At 75.7% G+C, this 15,793-nt stretch carries 11 protein-coding genes; 5 read left to right on the top strand and 6 right to left on the bottom strand.

The features are described 5' to 3' along the window. The first annotated feature begins 49 nt into the window (after positions 1–49). The gene (locus ABT123_RS17180; RefSeq protein WP_351314612.1) at positions 50–1,255 is read left to right on the top strand and encodes a serpin family protein; all 1,206 of its coding nucleotides are present in this window, start codon (positions 50–52) and stop codon (positions 1,253–1,255) included. Positions 1,256–1,271: 16 nt separating this feature from the next. Here ABT123_RS17180 and ABT123_RS17175 read toward each other — a convergent pair whose 3' ends face one another. From ABT123_RS17175 to ABT123_RS17165, 3 genes are all read right to left on the bottom strand, one after another. Next, on the bottom strand, positions 1,272–2,264 hold the full coding sequence (locus ABT123_RS17175; protein WP_351314609.1) for a PfkB family carbohydrate kinase: 993 nt from the start codon (positions 2,262–2,264) through the stop codon (positions 1,272–1,274). Beyond that, on the bottom strand, positions 2,261–2,938 hold the full coding sequence (locus ABT123_RS17170) for a bifunctional 4-hydroxy-2-oxoglutarate aldolase/2-dehydro-3-deoxy-phosphogluconate aldolase (RefSeq protein WP_351314607.1): 678 nt from the start codon (positions 2,936–2,938) through the stop codon (positions 2,261–2,263). The genes ABT123_RS17175 and ABT123_RS17170 overlap by 4 nt, the downstream gene beginning before the upstream one ends. 90 nt (positions 2,939–3,028) lie before the next feature. Then, entirely contained in the window at positions 3,029–5,524 is a 2,496-nt protein-coding gene (locus ABT123_RS17165) for a tetratricopeptide repeat protein (RefSeq protein WP_351314604.1), read from the bottom strand. Positions 5,525–5,701: 177 nt separating this feature from the next. Here ABT123_RS17165 and ABT123_RS17160 point away from each other — a divergent pair, with 177 nt between their 5' ends. Then, positions 5,702–7,468 carry a sigma-70 family RNA polymerase sigma factor gene (locus ABT123_RS17160; RefSeq protein WP_351314601.1) on the top strand — a complete coding sequence of 589 codons (1,767 nt, stop codon included), beginning with the start codon at positions 5,702–5,704 and terminating at the stop codon, positions 7,466–7,468. Positions 7,469–7,569: 101 nt separating this feature from the next. Continuing rightward, the gene (locus ABT123_RS17155) at positions 7,570–10,143 is read left to right on the top strand and encodes a DEAD/DEAH box helicase (protein ID WP_351314598.1); all 2,574 of its coding nucleotides are present in this window, start codon (positions 7,570–7,572) and stop codon (positions 10,141–10,143) included. Positions 10,144–10,424: 281 nt separating this feature from the next. Here ABT123_RS17155 and gad read toward each other — a convergent pair whose 3' ends face one another. Next, positions 10,425–11,822, bottom strand: a complete 1,398-nt coding sequence (gene gad, locus ABT123_RS17150) for a glutamate decarboxylase (protein WP_351314595.1) — start codon at positions 11,820–11,822, stop codon at positions 10,425–10,427. Positions 11,823–12,069: 247 nt separating this feature from the next. On the opposite strand from gad, the gene melC1 reads away from it, so the two are divergent. Continuing rightward, positions 12,070–12,501 carry an apotyrosinase chaperone MelC1 gene (melC1, locus tag ABT123_RS17145; protein ID WP_351314592.1) on the top strand — a complete coding sequence of 144 codons (432 nt, stop codon included), beginning with the start codon at positions 12,070–12,072 and terminating at the stop codon, positions 12,499–12,501. Continuing rightward, positions 12,498–13,343, top strand: coding sequence for a tyrosinase MelC2 (gene melC2, locus ABT123_RS17140; RefSeq protein WP_351314589.1), 846 nt, complete (start codon positions 12,498–12,500; stop codon positions 13,341–13,343). The genes melC1 and melC2 overlap by 4 nt, the downstream gene beginning before the upstream one ends. Here melC2 and ABT123_RS17135 read toward each other — a convergent pair. Further along, entirely contained in the window at positions 13,301–14,041 is a 741-nt protein-coding gene (locus ABT123_RS17135) for a response regulator (protein WP_351314586.1), read from the bottom strand. The two genes, melC2 and ABT123_RS17135, sit on opposite strands and share 43 nt — an antisense overlap. Continuing rightward, on the bottom strand, positions 14,038–15,684 hold the full coding sequence (locus ABT123_RS17130; RefSeq protein WP_351314583.1) for a sensor histidine kinase: 1,647 nt from the start codon (positions 15,682–15,684) through the stop codon (positions 14,038–14,040). The genes ABT123_RS17135 and ABT123_RS17130 overlap by 4 nt, the downstream gene beginning before the upstream one ends. Positions 15,685–15,793 lie beyond the last annotated feature (109 nt).

Genomic DNA, 15,793 nt, shown 5'->3' with positions numbered 1-15,793 from the left:
GCGGGAATGCCCCGGCCCGGCGGTGCCCTTACCCCGTACCCTGCCCGGCATGAGAACGACGACGATACGAGCGGTCAACCGGCTCACGGCCCGCTGGGCCCGCGAGGCGGCCGACGCAGAGGGCGGGACGGTGGTGACGGCCGCCGGGCTGTGGCCGCTGCTGGCCCTGCTCGCGGACGGTGCGGACGGCCCGGCCCGCACCGAACTGGCGGAAGCGCTGGGCATACCCGCCGAGGCGGCGGCCGAGGCGGCCCGCGAGCTGCTCGCCGGACTGGCCGGCGTACGGGGCCTGGAAACGGCCACCGGCCTGTGGGCGCGGCGGGACCTGCCCCTGGAGGAGCCCTGGGCGGCCGGCCTGCCGCCGGGCACCCGCGGGGAGTTGACCGGGTCGCCGGACACGGACCGGGCAGTCCTCGACGGGTGGGCGGCGGAGCGGACCGGCGGGCTGATCGACCGGATGCCGGTGCCGGTGTCCGCGGACACCCTGCTGGTGCTGGCCTCCGCGCTCGCCCTGCGGCTCACCTGGCTCCAGCCGTTCACCGAGCGCCCGAAGGAGATCACCGAGGGCCCCTGGGCGGGACAGGTGGTCCGGGGCCTCGGCCGCTGGACCTCGCTGCTGGACCGGGTGCGGGTTGCCGACACCACCGCCGGTCCGCTGACCCTGCTGGAGGTGGTGGGCGATGGCGGGGTCGACGTCCATCTCGTGCTGGGCGAGTCCGCCGCCCGCCCGGGCGAGGTGCTGGCCGCGGGCATCGCAGCCGTGACCGGGTACGGGGACGGCATCGGCGCCGCCGCGCCGGTGGCCGGGTCGGCGCTGCCGGAGGGAACTCCCGGTCCGGGACTGGACATCCGTACGGAGCAGTCGTACACCCCCGAGCCCCGGCTGGCCGTGCAGACGGTGGCGTTCTCGGTCGAGGCCGAGCACGATCTGCTGCCGCAGGCGCGGCTGTTCGGCTTGGAGAGTGCCACCGACCTCCGCTTCGGGCACTTCCCCGGCATCAGCGGCAAACCCCTGGCCGTCGGCGCCGCGGCGCAGTCGGCACTGGCCCGGTTCCACGCCGAGGGCTTCGAGGCGGCGGCCGTCACCGCCGTCGCCATGGCGCCCGGCGGCGCACCGCCGCCGCGCCCGCGCTACCGGACCCGCCGGATCGGCCTCGTCGTCGACCGCCCCTTCGGCTTCCTCGCCGTCCACCGCACCTCGAAGCTGGTCCTGGCGGCGGGCTGGGTCACCGACCCGCTGCCCGGCTCCTGGTGAGTCCGGCGCGGACCGGTCACTCCGGGCCGGCTCGCATCCGGGCCAGGGCGGCCGTGTCCGCGAAGGCGGGAACGTGTCCCGTGCCGCCGCGGCCGGACACCGAGAGGGAGGCCGCGGCCACGCCGTAGGCGACGGCGTCCGCGAGGGTGTCACCCAGGGCCAGCCGGGCGGTGGCGGTGCCGGTGAAACAGTCCCCGGCCCCGGTGGCGTCCACCGGGGCCGGGTTGGCCGGGACCGGAAGGTAGCGGGCCCCGGTCCCGTCGTGCAGCAGCAGCCGTCCGGGGCCGGCGGTGACCGCCACCGCGCGGGCGCCCAGCCGGCGGTAGCGGGCGGCGGCCTCCGCGGGGTCGTCGGTGCCGACCAGGGCCAGGGCGTCGGCGGGGCAGGAGGTCTTGAGGAGTCCGGTGCACGGGGCGATCCGGGCGAGCAGCTCCCGGGCCTCGGTCCGGCCGGTCAGCCGGGAACGGAAGTTGGGATCGTACGAGAGGTGCCCGCCGGCCCGGTGCACGGCTTCGGCGGCGGCCAGCACGGCCTCGCAGCTGCTCGGCGAGAGCGCCCCGGTGATCCCGCTGGTGATCAGGGCCGGGGTGCCGGTGAGCAGGTCGTGCCAGGACTCGACGTGGGCACGGGAGAGGGTGGAACCGGCGCTGCCGGTGCGCCAGTAGATGAAGGCGCGGTCGTCCTCGGTGTCGGCGGAGAGCAGATAGGCGCCGTTGGGGCGGGGGGCGCGGCGTACGTGGGCGATGTCGATGCCGAGTCCGGCGGCCCGGTGCAGCAGGGGCTCGCTCAGTTCGTCGTCCCCGACCACGGCCAGCAGGGCGGTGCGGGCCCCGGCGGCGACGGCGGCGGCTGCGGCGTTGAGTGCGTCGCCCGAGTAGGAGATCCGGGCGCCGGTGCCGTCGACGGCACCGCGCAGGGCGGTGCCGGCCTGGATCTCGACCAGGACCTCACCGAGGACGAGCACGTCGTACGGCCCCGCGTGCGCAATCCCCTGCGCGACCCCGCTCACCGCCCGGCCTCCGCGGTACGGCCGGACCGGCAGCCGCACCCGCAGGGCACGGCCAGGCCGGCGAAGAGGGCGGCCAGTTCGGCGGGGCCGGCCGGCAGGCCGCTGCCGATGCCGACGGCCCCGGCCCCCGCGTCGAGCCAGTCCCGGACCTCGGCGGGCCGGATGCCGCCGGTCGGCAGGATCAGCGCCGCCGGCAGGACGGCGATGAGGGAGCGGATGAACTGCGGTCCGCCGACGTGGGCCGGGAACACCTTGGCGGCGCCGGCCGCCCGGACGGCCGAGGCGATCTCGCCGGGGGTGAACCCGCCCTCGATGAAGACGGCGTGGCGGCGCCGCGCCACCGCACGGACCTCGGGGGCGGGGTGGGGCGAGACGAGGAACCCGGCGCCTGCGTCCAGCGCGGCCTCGGCCTGCGCGGCTCCGGTCACCGTGCCGACCCCGATCAGGGCGGGCCGGCCGTGGGCGTCGGCCAGCGGGACGGTGCGGGCGACGGCCTCGGCCCAGCCGGGGGTGGAGGTGGTCAGTTCCACGGCGCGGCAGCCGGCGGCGAGGAGGGCGGTGGTCCGCCGGACGGCCTCGTCCGTGTCGGCGGTGCGCAGCACCGGCAGCAGCCGCTGGGCGGCTATGACCGCGTACGGATGGCAGGACGAGCAACCCGACAAGGAGTCCGACAAGGAACCCTCCCTTTTGTTCCATGGAGTGGAACTGGGCACCGCGTACCGGAACTTGCTGGTACAGACCATACGCACCGGCCCTGCGCGCGGCTACGGCCGCTCCGGCTCCGCTGCTCTGAGGCCGGCCAGCAGCTCACGGGCCAGCCGGAGGTGGCGGTGGCCGGGCTCCAGGACGCGTTCGGCCTCGTACAGGGTCCCAAGGAGCAGGGCTCGGGCCTGGGCGGGCCGGCCGCCGGCGGCCAGGGCCCGGGCCCGTTCCAGCCGGGCGTAGAGGGCGTGCGGGTGGTCGGCGCCGAGGAGCCGGGTGCGGTCGGCGGCGAGGGATTCCCAAGCGGCGGCAGCCTCGGCGGTGTGGCCGGCCCGGGCGGCCAGGGCTGCTTGGCTGGCCCGGATGGCGAGGGTGTGCGGGTCGTCGGGGCCGAGGCTGCGCAGGGCGTCGGCGAGCAGCTCGTCCAGCCGGCGGGCCGTCTCGGCGGGGCGCTGGTCGCCGTACCAGATCAGGCTGCGCCGGGTGGCCAGCACCTGGGCGTGGTCGGCTTCCTGGACCCGCAGCCGGTCGGCGAGCAGCCGGGCCAGTTGCCGGGCGGCCTCGGCCCGGTCTCCGGACTCGCCGGTGAAGTAGGCCAGTTGGTGCCGGGCCGCCAGGGTGTCGGGATGGTCCGGGCCGAGGACTGCGGAGGTGTCGGCGACCAGGGCGGTGAACCGTTCGGCGGCGGCGGGGGCGTCCCCGGCCTCGCCGGTGAAGTAGGCCAGCTGGTGCCGGGCGGCCAGGGTGTCGGGGTGGCGGGGGCCGAGCCGGGCCTCCCGGCGGTGGGCGACCCCGGCGAGGTCGGCCGCCGCGCGGCGGGGCCGGCCGGCGTCGCCGACCGCGATGGCGAGCAGGAAGTCGGCTCCGGGCACCCGGCCCCGGCGGGCCTTGGCCAGGGCCTGGGCGGCCCGGGCGAGCCGGGATTCCTGGTGGGCCAGCAAGCCCATGTCGTAGGCCTCGGCGGGCTCCACCCGGGCGAGCAAGGCCTGCCACAGGTGGTCGGGCACCGGAGCCAGCCCCGGGTCTCCGAGCAGGTAGTCGAAGGCGGTGTAGCCCTGGGAGTAGTTGCCGATCAGCAGGCCGCTGGTGGCGTAGGCGGCGGTGCAGGCCCAGGCCATGGCGTCCGCGAAGGGCTCCGGCTGGAGGTCGCCGCCGCCGCGGGCGGTCAGGTACGGCGGGTGGAGGTCGCGGAGCCAGTCGCGGCTGACCGGGCGGCGCAGTCCGGCGCGCCGGCAGTCCACCGCCGCGGCCACCAGCGCCGCGCCGCGCGGATTGGCTCCGGGCGCCCAGGCGTTGTGCCAGGAGGCGAGCAGTTCGGGCCCGGCGGCGAGTACTTCGGCGATGCCGAAGCGGTCACCGGCCCGCAGGGCGGTGCCGATCCGGGGGTCGTCGGCGTGGGCGGCGGCCCGGCGGCGTTCCTCCGGGGTCCAGTGCCGGTCCAGCCGTACGACGGCGGCCAGGTGCAGCACCTCCCGCTGGGCCCGCCAGGCGTCCCGGTCGGAGCCGGTGAGCCGGCTCTCCTCGCGGGCCTCGTAGCGGCGGTACTCCTGGGAGCGCAGGGTGGCGATCACCACGCGCCGGCCGGGGGGCCCGGCGAGCAGTGCGGCCAGCCGGCCGGGGTCCAGGCCTTCGGCGCCGAGGAAGTCCTCCAGGTCGTCCAGCCAGAGCACCGCGCGCCGCCGGCGCGCGGCGGTGCGTAACGCCTCCGGCAGGGCGGCCCGGTTCAGCGGGCGGACGAAGGCGTGCCGTGGGTAGAGCATGCGGGCCACCTCGTAGGCGAGCCGAGTCTTGCCGGCCGTGGACTCCCCCACCACAAGCACAAACCCGGACCGGCCGAGGGCCTCACGCAGCCGGGGTTCGGCATCGCGCCGGATGTAGACGGGCGAGGTGGAAGAGCCGGGAGTGGCGGGTGCGGCGACGGAACCGGCGGAACGGCCGACGGCGGCCGGACTCCGACCCGTGGCCAGGCTGCCGGCCGGGCTCCGACCCGCGAAGCGGCCAACGGCCCGAGTCAGGCCCGCTAAGCGGCCAGCAGCCCGACTCGGGCCCGCGGCGAGGCCGCCGGCCGGGCTCGAGTCGGCGGGGTGGGCGCCGGCCCGGCTCCGGCTCGCGAAGCGGCCGACGGCCCAACTCGGGCCCGCGGAGCTGCCAGCGGCCGGACTGCGGCCCGCGGCGCTTCTGCCGCCCGGGCTCCGGCCCGCGGCGAGGCTGCCGGCCGGACTCCGCCCCGCGGCCAGGCCGCCGCCCGGGCTCGGGTCCGCGGGGTGGGCGCCGGCCTGTTCGGGGCGGTGCAGGCGGGCCGTACGCGGGATCCGGCCGCCGGGCGTGCGCAGCAGCGCGCCGCGCCTGGTCGCGGTGGCTTCAGCCGGGTTGAGCCGTTCGGCGGCCAGCCCGGACAGCGTGGTCACGGCCGCGCCGATGCCGGTGGCCCAGGCCCCGGAGGTCCACAGCGAGGCGAGCCCGAGCGCGCCCGCGCCCAGTCCCACCGCCGCGAGATACGCCGGCCAGCCGCGCGCACGACCGGTCTCCCGCCGTCCCCGTACGAGCAACACCGGCATGCCGCCCCCCACACGCGTCCCGTGGCCGCCGCTCCTCATTCTGACCCTGCGTGCGCGTTCGGTACCCCGTCCGGTCCCCATCCAGTCCGACAATCCGATAACTGTTATCCGGGACCCTCTCGACGGTCTCCCAGGTATTGGGCATCATCGACCGGCGCCACGGACAGGGATCATCACATGAGCACAGAGCACGGCACGGCAGCACTCACGGCACTCGTCGCGGCAGCCCGCGAGGGTGATCCGCGGGCCCAGGACGAGCTCGTCAGCACCCACCTGCCGCTCGTCTACAACATCGTCGGGCGGGCCCTGGGCGGTTCCTTCGATGTGGACGACGTGGTCCAGGACACCATGCTGCGGGCGCTGGACGGGCTCGGCGGCCTGCGCGCCCCGGAGAGCTTCCGGTCCTGGCTGGTGGCGATCACCATGAACCGGATCCGGGCGCACTGGCGGGAGCGGGAGTTCGGCCCGTCCGGCCTGGAGGGCACCGAGGAACTCGCCGACCCGGGGGCGGACTTCGTCGACCTGACCGTGGCGCGGCTGCAGCTGGCCGGACAGCGGCAGGAGACCGCCCGGGCCACCCGCTGGCTGGAGCCGGACGACCGGGGGCTGCTGTCGCTGTGGTGGCTGGAGTGCGCGGGCGAGCTGAGCCGGCCGGAGGTCGCGGAGGCGCTGGGGCTGTCGCCGCAGCACACCGCGGTCCGGGTGCAGCGGATGAAGGCGCAGCTGGAGGCGGCCCGGGTGGTCGTACGGGCGCTGGACGCGGTCCCGCCCTGCGAGGACCTGCGGCCGGTGCTGGCGAGCTGGGACGGCCGGCCGTCGGCGCTGTGGCGCAAGCGGATAGCGCGGCACGCGCGCGACTGCGTGCGCTGCGCCGGCCTGTGGAACGGCCTGGTCCCGGCGGAGGGCCTGCTGGCCGGCCTGGCCCTGGTCCCGGTGTCGCTGGCCCTGCTGTCGGGCGTGCGGTCGGCCGTCACCGGGTTCGCTCCGGCCGGCCTTGCGGCGTACGCCGATCCGGGCGCGGCGGCGTACGCCGGTCCGGGCGGGGCCGGGTACGCCGGTCCGGACGCAGCGGCGTACGTGGCTGCGGGCGACGCCGGGTACGCCGTCACGGGCAGCCCGGCCGACGGCCACGGCACCGCCGAGGCCGGGCGGCACCGCGCGGGCGACGGCCGGGACGGCGTCCGCGGCACAGCCCGCAAACGACGGCAGAACCGGCGCCGGGCGGTCGGCGCGGCGGTGGTCGCGGCCTGCATGGCGAGCGGCGGCATCTGGTACCTCGGCACCGGACCGGGGGACGGCGAGGACGAGGCCGCTTCGTCCCCCGCCTCCCCGCTGGCCGTGCTGACCGCGCCGGACGCCTCCGCCGAGGCCTCGCCCTCCGGCTCCGCCTCCGTCTCGCCGTCCGCCTCCGCCTCCGCCTCGGCCTCCGCCGGCACGAGCGCATCCGCCAAGGCCGGCGCGTCCGCCAGCCCGAGCCCGGTCAAGACCGCCGGCCCGGGCAAGACCTCCGCCAAGCCCGCCCCGCGCCCGTCCAGCCCGCGCCCGGCGCCCCCCGCCCCGCAGGGCACTGCGGCCCAGGTGGTGGCCCTGGTCAACAAGGAGCGGGCGGCGGCCGGCTGCGGTCCGCTCAAGGACGACCCCCAGCTGCGGGCGGCTGCCCAGGGCCACTCCGACGACATGGCGGACCGGGACTTCTTCTCGCACACCGCCCCGGGCGGCAGCGACCCCGGCGACCGCACCACCGCGGCCGGCTACCGCTGGTCCACGTACGGCGAGAACATCGCCAAGGGCCAGCAGACCCCGGAGCAGGTGATGGATTCCTGGATGAACAGCTCCGGGCACCGCGCCAACATCCTCAACTGCTCCTTCAAGGACATCGGCGTGGGCATCCGGAAGGGTTCCGGCGGGCCCTGGTGGACCCAGAACTTCGGTGCCCGGATGTAGGCCCCGCCCCGCCGCGCGGCCTGCGCCTGTTCGCTTCGTTTTCGGGGCAGGATGGAGACTGGAGCCGAAATGGCTGATCACCGTGGGCGGGAGCGGAAAACATGGCGAGGAAGCAGCTCCGGCCGCACCAGCGGGAGGCCGTCGACGCGGTGCTCCGGGCGCTGGAGCCGCCGCCCGGCCGGCCGCTCCCGGCGGGCGGGCTGCGCACCCAGGTGATCATGGCCACCGGGTCCGGCAAGTCCCTGGTGGCCGTGCGGTCCGCCGAGGAACTGCGGGCGGCCCGGGTGCTGGTGCTCGTCCCGTCGCTCGACCTGCTGGTGCAGACCGGTGCCGCCTGGCGGGAGGGCGGCCGGTCCGGGCGGATGGCCGGGGTGTGCTCGCTGCGCGCCGAGGACGCGGGCTTCCCCACCACCACCGATCCGGCCGAACTGGCCGCACTGGTTTCCCGGTCCGGGCCGGCTGACCGGGTCACGGTCTTCGCCACGTACGCCTCCCTGGGCCTGGGCACGCTGGAGCGGGCCCACCGGGCCGGGCTGCCCGCCTGGGACCTGGTGGTGGTGGACGAGGCGCACCGCACCTCGGGGCGGATCGGCAAACCGTGGGCGGTGGTGCACGACAACCGCCGGATCCCGGCCGCCCGGCGGCTCTACATGACGGCGACACCCCGGGTCTGGCGTGACCCCGAAGGCGCCGACGGCACCGCGGAAGCCACCGGCGCGGGGCCCGGGGCCGGGCGGGGCGAGCTGGTCGCCTCGATGGAGGACGACCCGGACGGGCCGTTCGGCGCCCGCTGCCACACTCTCTCCCTCAGCGAGGCCATCGACCGACGCATCTGTGCGCCGTACCGGGTGGTCTGCGTGGACGTCACCGACCCCGGCTTCCAGGCGGCCGTGCTGCTGGGCCCCGACGGCCGCTCGGACGCGGTGCGTGGCCCCCGGCTGGCCGCCCTGCAGACGGCCCTGGTGAAGGCGGCGGCCGAACAGGACTTCCGGCGGACCCTGGTCTTCCACCACCTCACCCGCGAGGCCGAGGCCTTCGCGGCCGGACTGCCGGCGGTCGCCGCGCGGCTGCGCCGGTCGAGCCGGGCCGTCCGGCCCGCCTACCCGCGGACCGTGTGGGCCGACTGGCTGTGCGGCCGGCACCCGGCGGCACACCGGCGGCGGGTACTGGACGCGTTCGCGGACCCGCGGGTGGCCGACCGGGCGTTCCTCGGCAGTGTGCGGGTGCTGGGCGAGGGGGTGGACACCCGGGAGTGCGACTCCGTGTTCTGGGCGGACGTCCGCGGCTCCATGCCCGATCTCGTACAGGCGGTGGGGCGGGCGCTGCGGATCCGGCCGGGCGAGGGCAAGGTCGCCTCGCTGGTGGTGCCGGTGCTGCTGGGCCCGGGCGAGACGCCGGAGGCCATGCTGACCTCGCGGGCGTACGGAAGTCTGGCCCGGGTGCTGGAGGCGCTGCGGGCGCACGACTCCCGGCTGGTGGAGGCCCTCGCCCAGCCGCAGGCGCAGAGCCGTACGCCCAAGCCGGCGCGGGAGTCCGGTGCAGGGGCCGGCGGGGCCGGCGCGGGTGCCGGAGCCGGGCCCGGCGGGGTCAGTCCGGAGGCGCAGGGCCTGCTGGCCTTCTCGGCTCCGCGGGATCCGGCCCTGCTGGCGGCCTTCATCCGGCTGCGGGTGCTGCATCCGGAGCGCGAGCACTGGCGGCGCGGGGTGGCGGCGGCGAGCGTCTACCGGAGGCTGGCCGGGGACCTGCGGGTCCCGTTCGGCTTCCGCGCACCCGCGCCCGGCACGGGCGGGCCGGGCTCGGGCGGCCCGGCTAGCCCGGCAGGCTCGGGCGGGCTCGGCGCGGGTGGCCCGGCTGGGCCGGCCGGCCCGGGGGCGGCGGAGTGGCCGGCCTCGCTGGCCGGGTTCCCGCTCGGCCAGTGGATCGCCGACGCCCGGCGGACCTACCGGCGGGGCGCACTCGGCGCGGAGCGCATGGCCTCGCTGGACGTGCTCGGCATGGTGTGGAGCCACTTCGACGTGGCGTTCGACGAGGGGCTCTCGGCCGCCCGGGCCTGGGCGGCCGAACACGGCCATCTGCTGCCGCCGGCGGACGCCACCTGGAACGGGGCTCCGGTCGGGATCTGGATGAAGAACAACCGCGCCGCCGCCCGCCGCGGCGACCTCCCGGTGGAGCGGCGGGAGGCGCTGGAGGAGATCGACGCGTCCTGGTGCCCGGCCTGGGACATCTCCTGGCAGCGGGCCTTCCATCTGACCCGGGCTCATCTGGCGGCGGGCGGCTCCGTGCCGGCCGGCCCGGGCGAGGCCGTGGTGCAGGGCGAGGACCTGGGCGCCTGGGTGCGTGCGCAGCGGCTCGGCTGGGAGCGGCTGGGCTGGGCCCAGCACTGGCTGCTGGAACACACCCTGGGGCTGGCCCCCGCGACGGAGTCGGAGCGCCCGGAACCCCGCCGCAGCCAGGCCGAGAAGTGGGCGGCCCAGCTGGCGGCGGCCCGGCAGTTCCGGGAGCGCGAGCAGCACCTGCGGGTCCCGCGCGGCCATGTGGAGCGGGTGGGCACGCGGGACCTCCGTCTCGGCGCCTGGATCGCCAACCAACGCACCCGCGCCGCCTCACTCCCCCCAGACCGGGTCCGGGAACTGAACGCCCTCGGCATGCGCTGGTCCGTACGCGCGGAGCAATGAGGCGCGTGCGGGCCCACTGGGGGGCCTGGCCGGGCCGGCGGCGGCCGGTGACGGCCAGGAGCACCGGTGCAGCGCGGCACGGCCGGGCCAGTCAGGCCACAGCCAAGCCGCTCAGGACACGAGCGGGCCTGCGGGGCACAACCGTGCCAGCCCGGCACGGGCGAGCCCGGCTGGCACCGCCCGCTCAGCCCCGCCGAAGCGGCCGGCGCGACGCGGCGCCGCCCTCCGGCCGGCTCCGGGCGGCCTCGGTCAGCCCGGCCGCCCCCGCCGCGCGCCCCGTCTCAGTGGTGGAAGCCGGACTGCCGTGGGGTGTCTGCGGCCGAGCCGCGGGGGCCTGCGGTTTTCAGGTATTCGATGGCTCGGCGCATGTCCTCGACCAGCAGGGCCATCTGGTCGCGGGTCACCCCGTGCCGGACGAGCACACGCTGGATGACGGTGTCGTCGCGGTCGGCGGGCAGCGGGTACGAGGGGACCTGCCAGCCGCGCATCCGCAGCCGGTCGGAGAGGTCGTACAGGTTGAACCCGGCGCCCGCCGGGTCGGTCAGTGCGTAGGAGACGGCGGGGAGGGCGCCCTTGCCGTCGTACAGCAGGGTGAAGGGCCCCAGTTCGGCGATCCGGGCGGCCAGGTACTGGGCGGTCTCGGCGCAGGCCTGCTGGACCCGGCGGTAGCCGCCGTGGCCGAGCCGCAGGAAGAGGTAGTACTGCGCGATGATCTCGCCGCCGGGGCGGGAGAAGTTGAGGGCGAAGGTGGGCATGTTGCCGCCCAGGTAGTCGACCCGGAAGACCAGGTCCTCGGGCAGCAGGTCGGCGGTGCGCCAGACGATCCAGCCGACCCCGAGGGGGGCGAGGCCGTACTTGTGGCCGGAGGTGTTGACGGAGGCGACCCGGGGGAGGCGGAAGTCCCAGACCACGTCGGTGTGGAGGAAGGGGGCGACGAAGCCGCCGCTGGCCGCGTCCACGTGGATGGGGACGTCCCAGCCGTGTTCCGCCTGGATCCGGTCGAGTTCGGCCGCGATCTCGGCGACCGGTTCGTAGTCGCAGGTGTAGGTGACGCCGAGGATGGCCACCACCCCGATGGTGTTCTCGTCCACGTACTGGGCGAGCTGGTGCGGGCGCAGCCCGGTGGCACCGGCCTCCACCGGGACCTGGCGGAGTTCCACGTCGAAGTACCGGGCGAACTTGTCCCAGCAGATCTGCACCGGGCCGCAGACCAGGTTGGGGCGGTCCACGGGCTTTCCCTCGGCGCGCCGGCGCTCGCGCCAGCGCCATTTGAGGGCGAGTCCGCCCAGCATGGCGGCTTCGCTGGAGCCGGTGGTGGAGCAGCCGGTGGCCGCGGTGCCGGACGGGGCGTTCCACAGGTCGGCCAGGATGTTCACACAGCGGGCCTCGATCTCGGCGGTCTGCGGGTACTCGTCCTTGTCGATCATGTTCTTGTTGAGGCAGACGTCCATCAGCCGGCGGACCTCGTCGTCCGACCAGGTGGTGCAGAAGGTGGCGAGGTTTTGCGCCGCGTTTCCGTCGAGCAGCAGTTCGTTGCGGAGCAGTGAGTAGACGACCTCGGCGGGGGTGTGCTCCTCGGGCATGCGGTACTTGGGCAGTACCCGGCCGCTCATCGGGGAGGCGAACACGTCCGCGTCGGCGTCCAGAGCGCGAGGATCCTTCATCTCATGAAGTGCCATAGGTGGACTATATGGGACATTTCGCAACAGAGGCTTCCGGTCGACTCCGTGGTGCGAGCCCGTTCATGAGGACCCCCAGATTCCGGAGGATTTACGGCCAGGTAGGCTCAGGCCGCAAGATCTTCCCGTCCGGGCCACTGGAGCCGGTGCGGACGGGAAGATCCTCAATCTTGTTCTATGGGCAACATATCCGCGGATGTCCGGATCTACGCCAACTGCCCCACGGGTCCTGGTACTTCTTCCCCTCATGAACATGATCACCAGACGTCGGGCACTCGGTACCTCGGCCGCCACCCTCACGGCCCTCGGCCTCGCCACGACGGCCCACGCCGTTACCCTCGGCCACACCGCACCCTCCTCCTCTCCCTCCCCGGCGCCCGCCCCCGCCCCCGCCGCCACCCCGCCGGGTGCGGTCGACGAGGTCTACCTCGGCCGCCGGATACAGATAACGCCCGCCTCGACGGGCGGGCACGGCGGTCACCACGGCGGCCACCACACCCCCGGCGGCCCCACGGTCCGGATCGACGGACGCGAGCTGCATGTGATGCGCAACGCCGACGGCAGCTGGATCAGCGTGGTCAACCACTACGAGACCTTCACCGAGGTCCGCGGGCTGGCCCGGGCCGCTGTGCGCGAGCTCCAGGGTGCCGCCCTCGTCCCGTTCGGCGGTGCGGTATGACCGTCCGCAAGAACCAGGCCACGCTGACGGCCGCCGAGAAGAAGAGCTTCATCGCCGCCCTGCTCGAGCTCAAGCGCACTGGCGTCTACGACCGCTTCGTCACCACCCACAACGGGTTCATCATGGGCGACACCGATTCGGGCGACCGGGTCGGCCACCGCTCCCCCTCCTTCCTGCCCTGGCACCGCCGCTTCCTGAACGAGTTCGAGCAGGAGCTCCAGAAGGTGGACCCGGCGGTCGCCCTGCCCTACTGGGACTGGACGGCCGACCGCACCTCCCGCTCCTCCCTGTGGGCCGCCGACTTCCTCGGCGGCACCGGCCGGGCCCGCGACGGCCAGGTCATGGACGGGCCGTTCGCCTACTCCACGGGCGCCTGGAACATCAACGTCCGGGTGGACGGGCGCTCCTACCTGCGGCGCGCGCTCGGCAGCGGGGTCGCCCAGCTGCCCACCAAGGCCGAGGTGGACAACGTCCTCTCCATGGCCGAGTACGACATGGCCCCCTGGAACAGCTCCTCCGGCGGCTTCCGCAACCACCTGGAGGGCTGGCGCGGCCCCAACCTGCACAACCGGGTGCACGTCTGGGTCGGCGGCCAGATGGGCACCGGGGTCTCCCCCAACGATCCGGTGTTCTGGATGCACCACGCCTACATCGACAAGCTGTGGGCGGACTGGCAGGCCCGGCACCCGCAGTCGCCGTACCTGCCGGCGGCGGGCACCACGAACGTGGTCGACCTGCACGACACCATGCGGCCGTGGGGCGATGTCACCCCCGCCGACATGCTGGACCACCGGAAGTTCTACACCTTCGACACCGAGCCGGCCTCCGGCACCCAGCGGTAGGTCAGCTCAGGGCGCCCCACCTGCCCGTACCGGGGTGCGCGTACCGCGCGCCCGGTGTCCACCAGATGCTCCAGGTAGCGGCGGGCGGTGATCCGCGACATGCCCGCCGCCTCCGCGGCCCCGGCCGAGGTGAGCCCGTCCGGGGCCGCCCTGAGCAGGGCGCAGACCCGGTCCAGGGTGGGCGCGCTCAGCCCCTTGGGCAGAGCAGCCGGGCGGGGTGCGCGCAGGGCGGCCAGTGCCCGGTCCACGTCGTCCTGGCCGGCCGCCTCGCCCGCGCCCGCGGCGGCGCGGTACTCCGCGTAGCGCAGCAGGCGCTCGCGCAGGGTGGGGAAGGCGAAGGGCTTCAGTACGTACTGGACCACGCCGAGCGAGACGCTCTCCCGCACCACCGCGAGGTCCCGGGCCGAGGTCACCACGATCACGTCCACCGGGTGCCCAGCGGCCCGCAGACCGCGCGCGAAGCGCAGCCCGTGGCCGTCGGGCAGGGTGAGGTCGAGCAGCAGCAGGTCCACCGGGGTGCGCTCCAGCACCCGGGCCGCCTCGGCCAGCGAGTGGACGGCGCCGACGGCCGTGAAGCCGGGCACCCGGCCGACGTACAGGGCGTGCGCATCGGCGGCGACGGGGTCGTCCTCGACCACGAGCACCCGCACCGCGGCCTCGCCGGGCACCGCCCGGCCGCCGCCATTGTCGCCGGTCATCCGCGGCCTCCTTCGGGTGTACTCGTGCCTGCGGCCGGCCGTGCGGCCGGGGCCGGGGACGGCACGGCTTTCGGTACCGCTATCGGCAGTCGGACGATGAACTCCACTCCCCCGCCCGGGACTTCCGCAGCGTCCACCGTGCCCCCGTGCCGCTGCGCGGCCTGCCGGACCAGGGCGAGGCCCAGGCCCCTCCCCTCCCCCTTGCCGGACCAGCCGCGCCGGAACACATCGGCGCCGGCGGGCAGCCCGGGCCCGTTGTCCGCCACCCGCAGCAGCAGGTCTCCGCCGTCGGGGCGGGCGGTCACGGTGATCCGCGCGCCCGGGGTCCCGGTCAGTGCGTCGACAGCGTTGTCGATCAGGTTACCCAGCACGGTGACCAGGTCCCGGGCCGGCAGCGCCCCGCATCCCGCGGTCAGCCGCCGGCTGTCCGCGGTGACCACGAACTCCACCCCCCGTTCGTGCGCCTGCGCGGCCTTGGCCAGCAGCAGGGCCGCCAGCACCGGTTCGTCCACCGCGGTGAGCACCTGGTCGGTGAGGGCCTGGGCCAGCTCCAGTTCGGCGGTGGCGAAGTCCACCGCCTCGGCGGTGCGGCCGAGTTCGACCAGCGAGACCACGGTGTGCAGCCGGTTGGCCGCCTCGTGGGCCTGGGAGCGCAGGGCCTGAGTGAAGCCGCGCTCGTGGTCCAGTTCGCCGGTCAGCGCCTGGAGCTCGGTGTGGTCGCGCAGGGTCACCACGGTGCCGCGCCGGCCGCCGCCCGCCACCGGTGCACTGTTCACCACGAGGACCCGGTCGGCGGTCAGATGGACCTCGTCCACCCGGGGCCGATCGGCCAGCAGGGCGCCGGTGAGCGGGGCCGGCAGGCCGAGGTCCGCGACATTGCGGCCCACCACCTCGCCCCGGACCCCGAGCAGCTCCCGTCCGGCGTCGTTGACCAGGGAGACACGGCGCTGCCCGTCGAGCATCAGCAGTCCTTCCCGGACGGCGTGCAGCGCGGCCTGGTGGTAGTCGTGCATCCGGCTGAGCTCGGCGGCGTTCATGCCGTGGGTGTGCCGGCGCAGCCGGGCGTTGATCACATGGGTGCCGGCCCCGCCGAGGGCGAGGGCGCCGGCCGCGACCCAGCCGAGCGCCGTGAGCTGGCCGCCGAGCCGGTCGCTGATCGCGCGGACCGTGATGCCGGCGCTGACCAGGCCGGTGATCCGGCCTCCGTCGCGCACCGGGGTCACCACGCGGATGGAGGGTCCGAGGGTGCCGGTGTAGGTCTCGGTGAAGGTCCTGCCGTGCAGGGCGGGCCCGGTGTTGCCGAGGAAGCGCTCGCCGATCCGGCGGGGGTCGGGGTGGGTCCAGCGCCGCCCGTCCGGAGCCATGATCGTGACGAAGTCCACGCCCGCGCCGGTGCGGACCTGCTCGGCGTACGGCTGGAGCACGGCCGTGGGGTCGGGTCCGCGGACGGCCTCACGTACGGACGGGGAGTCGGCGACGGCACGGGCGACCGCGCGCGCCTGGCGCTCGGCGGCCTCTTCGGCCTGGCGGCGCGCCGTGGCGTACGCGAACACCGCACAGCCGGCCACCACCACCGCGACCAGCACGACCTGCATGGCGAACAGCTGTCCGGCCAGGCTGCGCGGACGGGGGATGCGGAACATGGCGTTCAGTGTGCACCGGACCGTGAACTCAATGAACGCAAGGGTGACCGGGGTCACAGGACTGGGCGATGGTCTCCCGGAACGCATTCGCAATACCAAGCAATACCAG

Source organism: Streptomyces sp. NPDC002054 (genome assembly GCF_040296685.1).
In the GTDB taxonomy this organism is placed as follows: Bacteria; Actinomycetota; Actinomycetes; order Streptomycetales; family Streptomycetaceae; genus Streptomyces.
The sequence above is the reverse complement of the archived record's forward strand: the minus strand, read 5'-3'. Positions and strand labels throughout refer to the sequence as shown.

Excerpts from the sequence above, each read along its gene's own strand:
- ABT123_RS17180 (WP_351314612.1), top strand. The coding sequence starts at position 50 with ATGAGAACGACGACGATACGAGCGGTCAACCGGCTCACGGCCCGCTGG.
- ABT123_RS17165 (WP_351314604.1), bottom strand. The coding sequence starts at position 5,524 with ATGCCGGTGTTGCTCGTACGGGGACGGCGGGAGACCGGTCGTGCGCGC.
- ABT123_RS17160 (WP_351314601.1), top strand. The coding sequence starts at position 5,702 with ATGAGCACAGAGCACGGCACGGCAGCACTCACGGCACTCGTCGCGGCA.
- ABT123_RS17155 (WP_351314598.1), top strand. The coding sequence starts at position 7,570 with ATGGCGAGGAAGCAGCTCCGGCCGCACCAGCGGGAGGCCGTCGACGCG.
- gad (WP_351314595.1), bottom strand. The coding sequence starts at position 11,822 with ATGGCACTTCATGAGATGAAGGATCCTCGCGCTCTGGACGCCGACGCG.
- melC1 (WP_351314592.1), top strand. The coding sequence starts at position 12,070 with ATGAACATGATCACCAGACGTCGGGCACTCGGTACCTCGGCCGCCACC.
- melC2 (WP_351314589.1), top strand. The coding sequence starts at position 12,498 with ATGACCGTCCGCAAGAACCAGGCCACGCTGACGGCCGCCGAGAAGAAG.
- ABT123_RS17135 (WP_351314586.1), bottom strand. The coding sequence starts at position 14,041 with ATGACCGGCGACAATGGCGGCGGCCGGGCGGTGCCCGGCGAGGCCGCG.
- ABT123_RS17130 (WP_351314583.1), bottom strand. The coding sequence starts at position 15,684 with ATGTTCCGCATCCCCCGTCCGCGCAGCCTGGCCGGACAGCTGTTCGCC.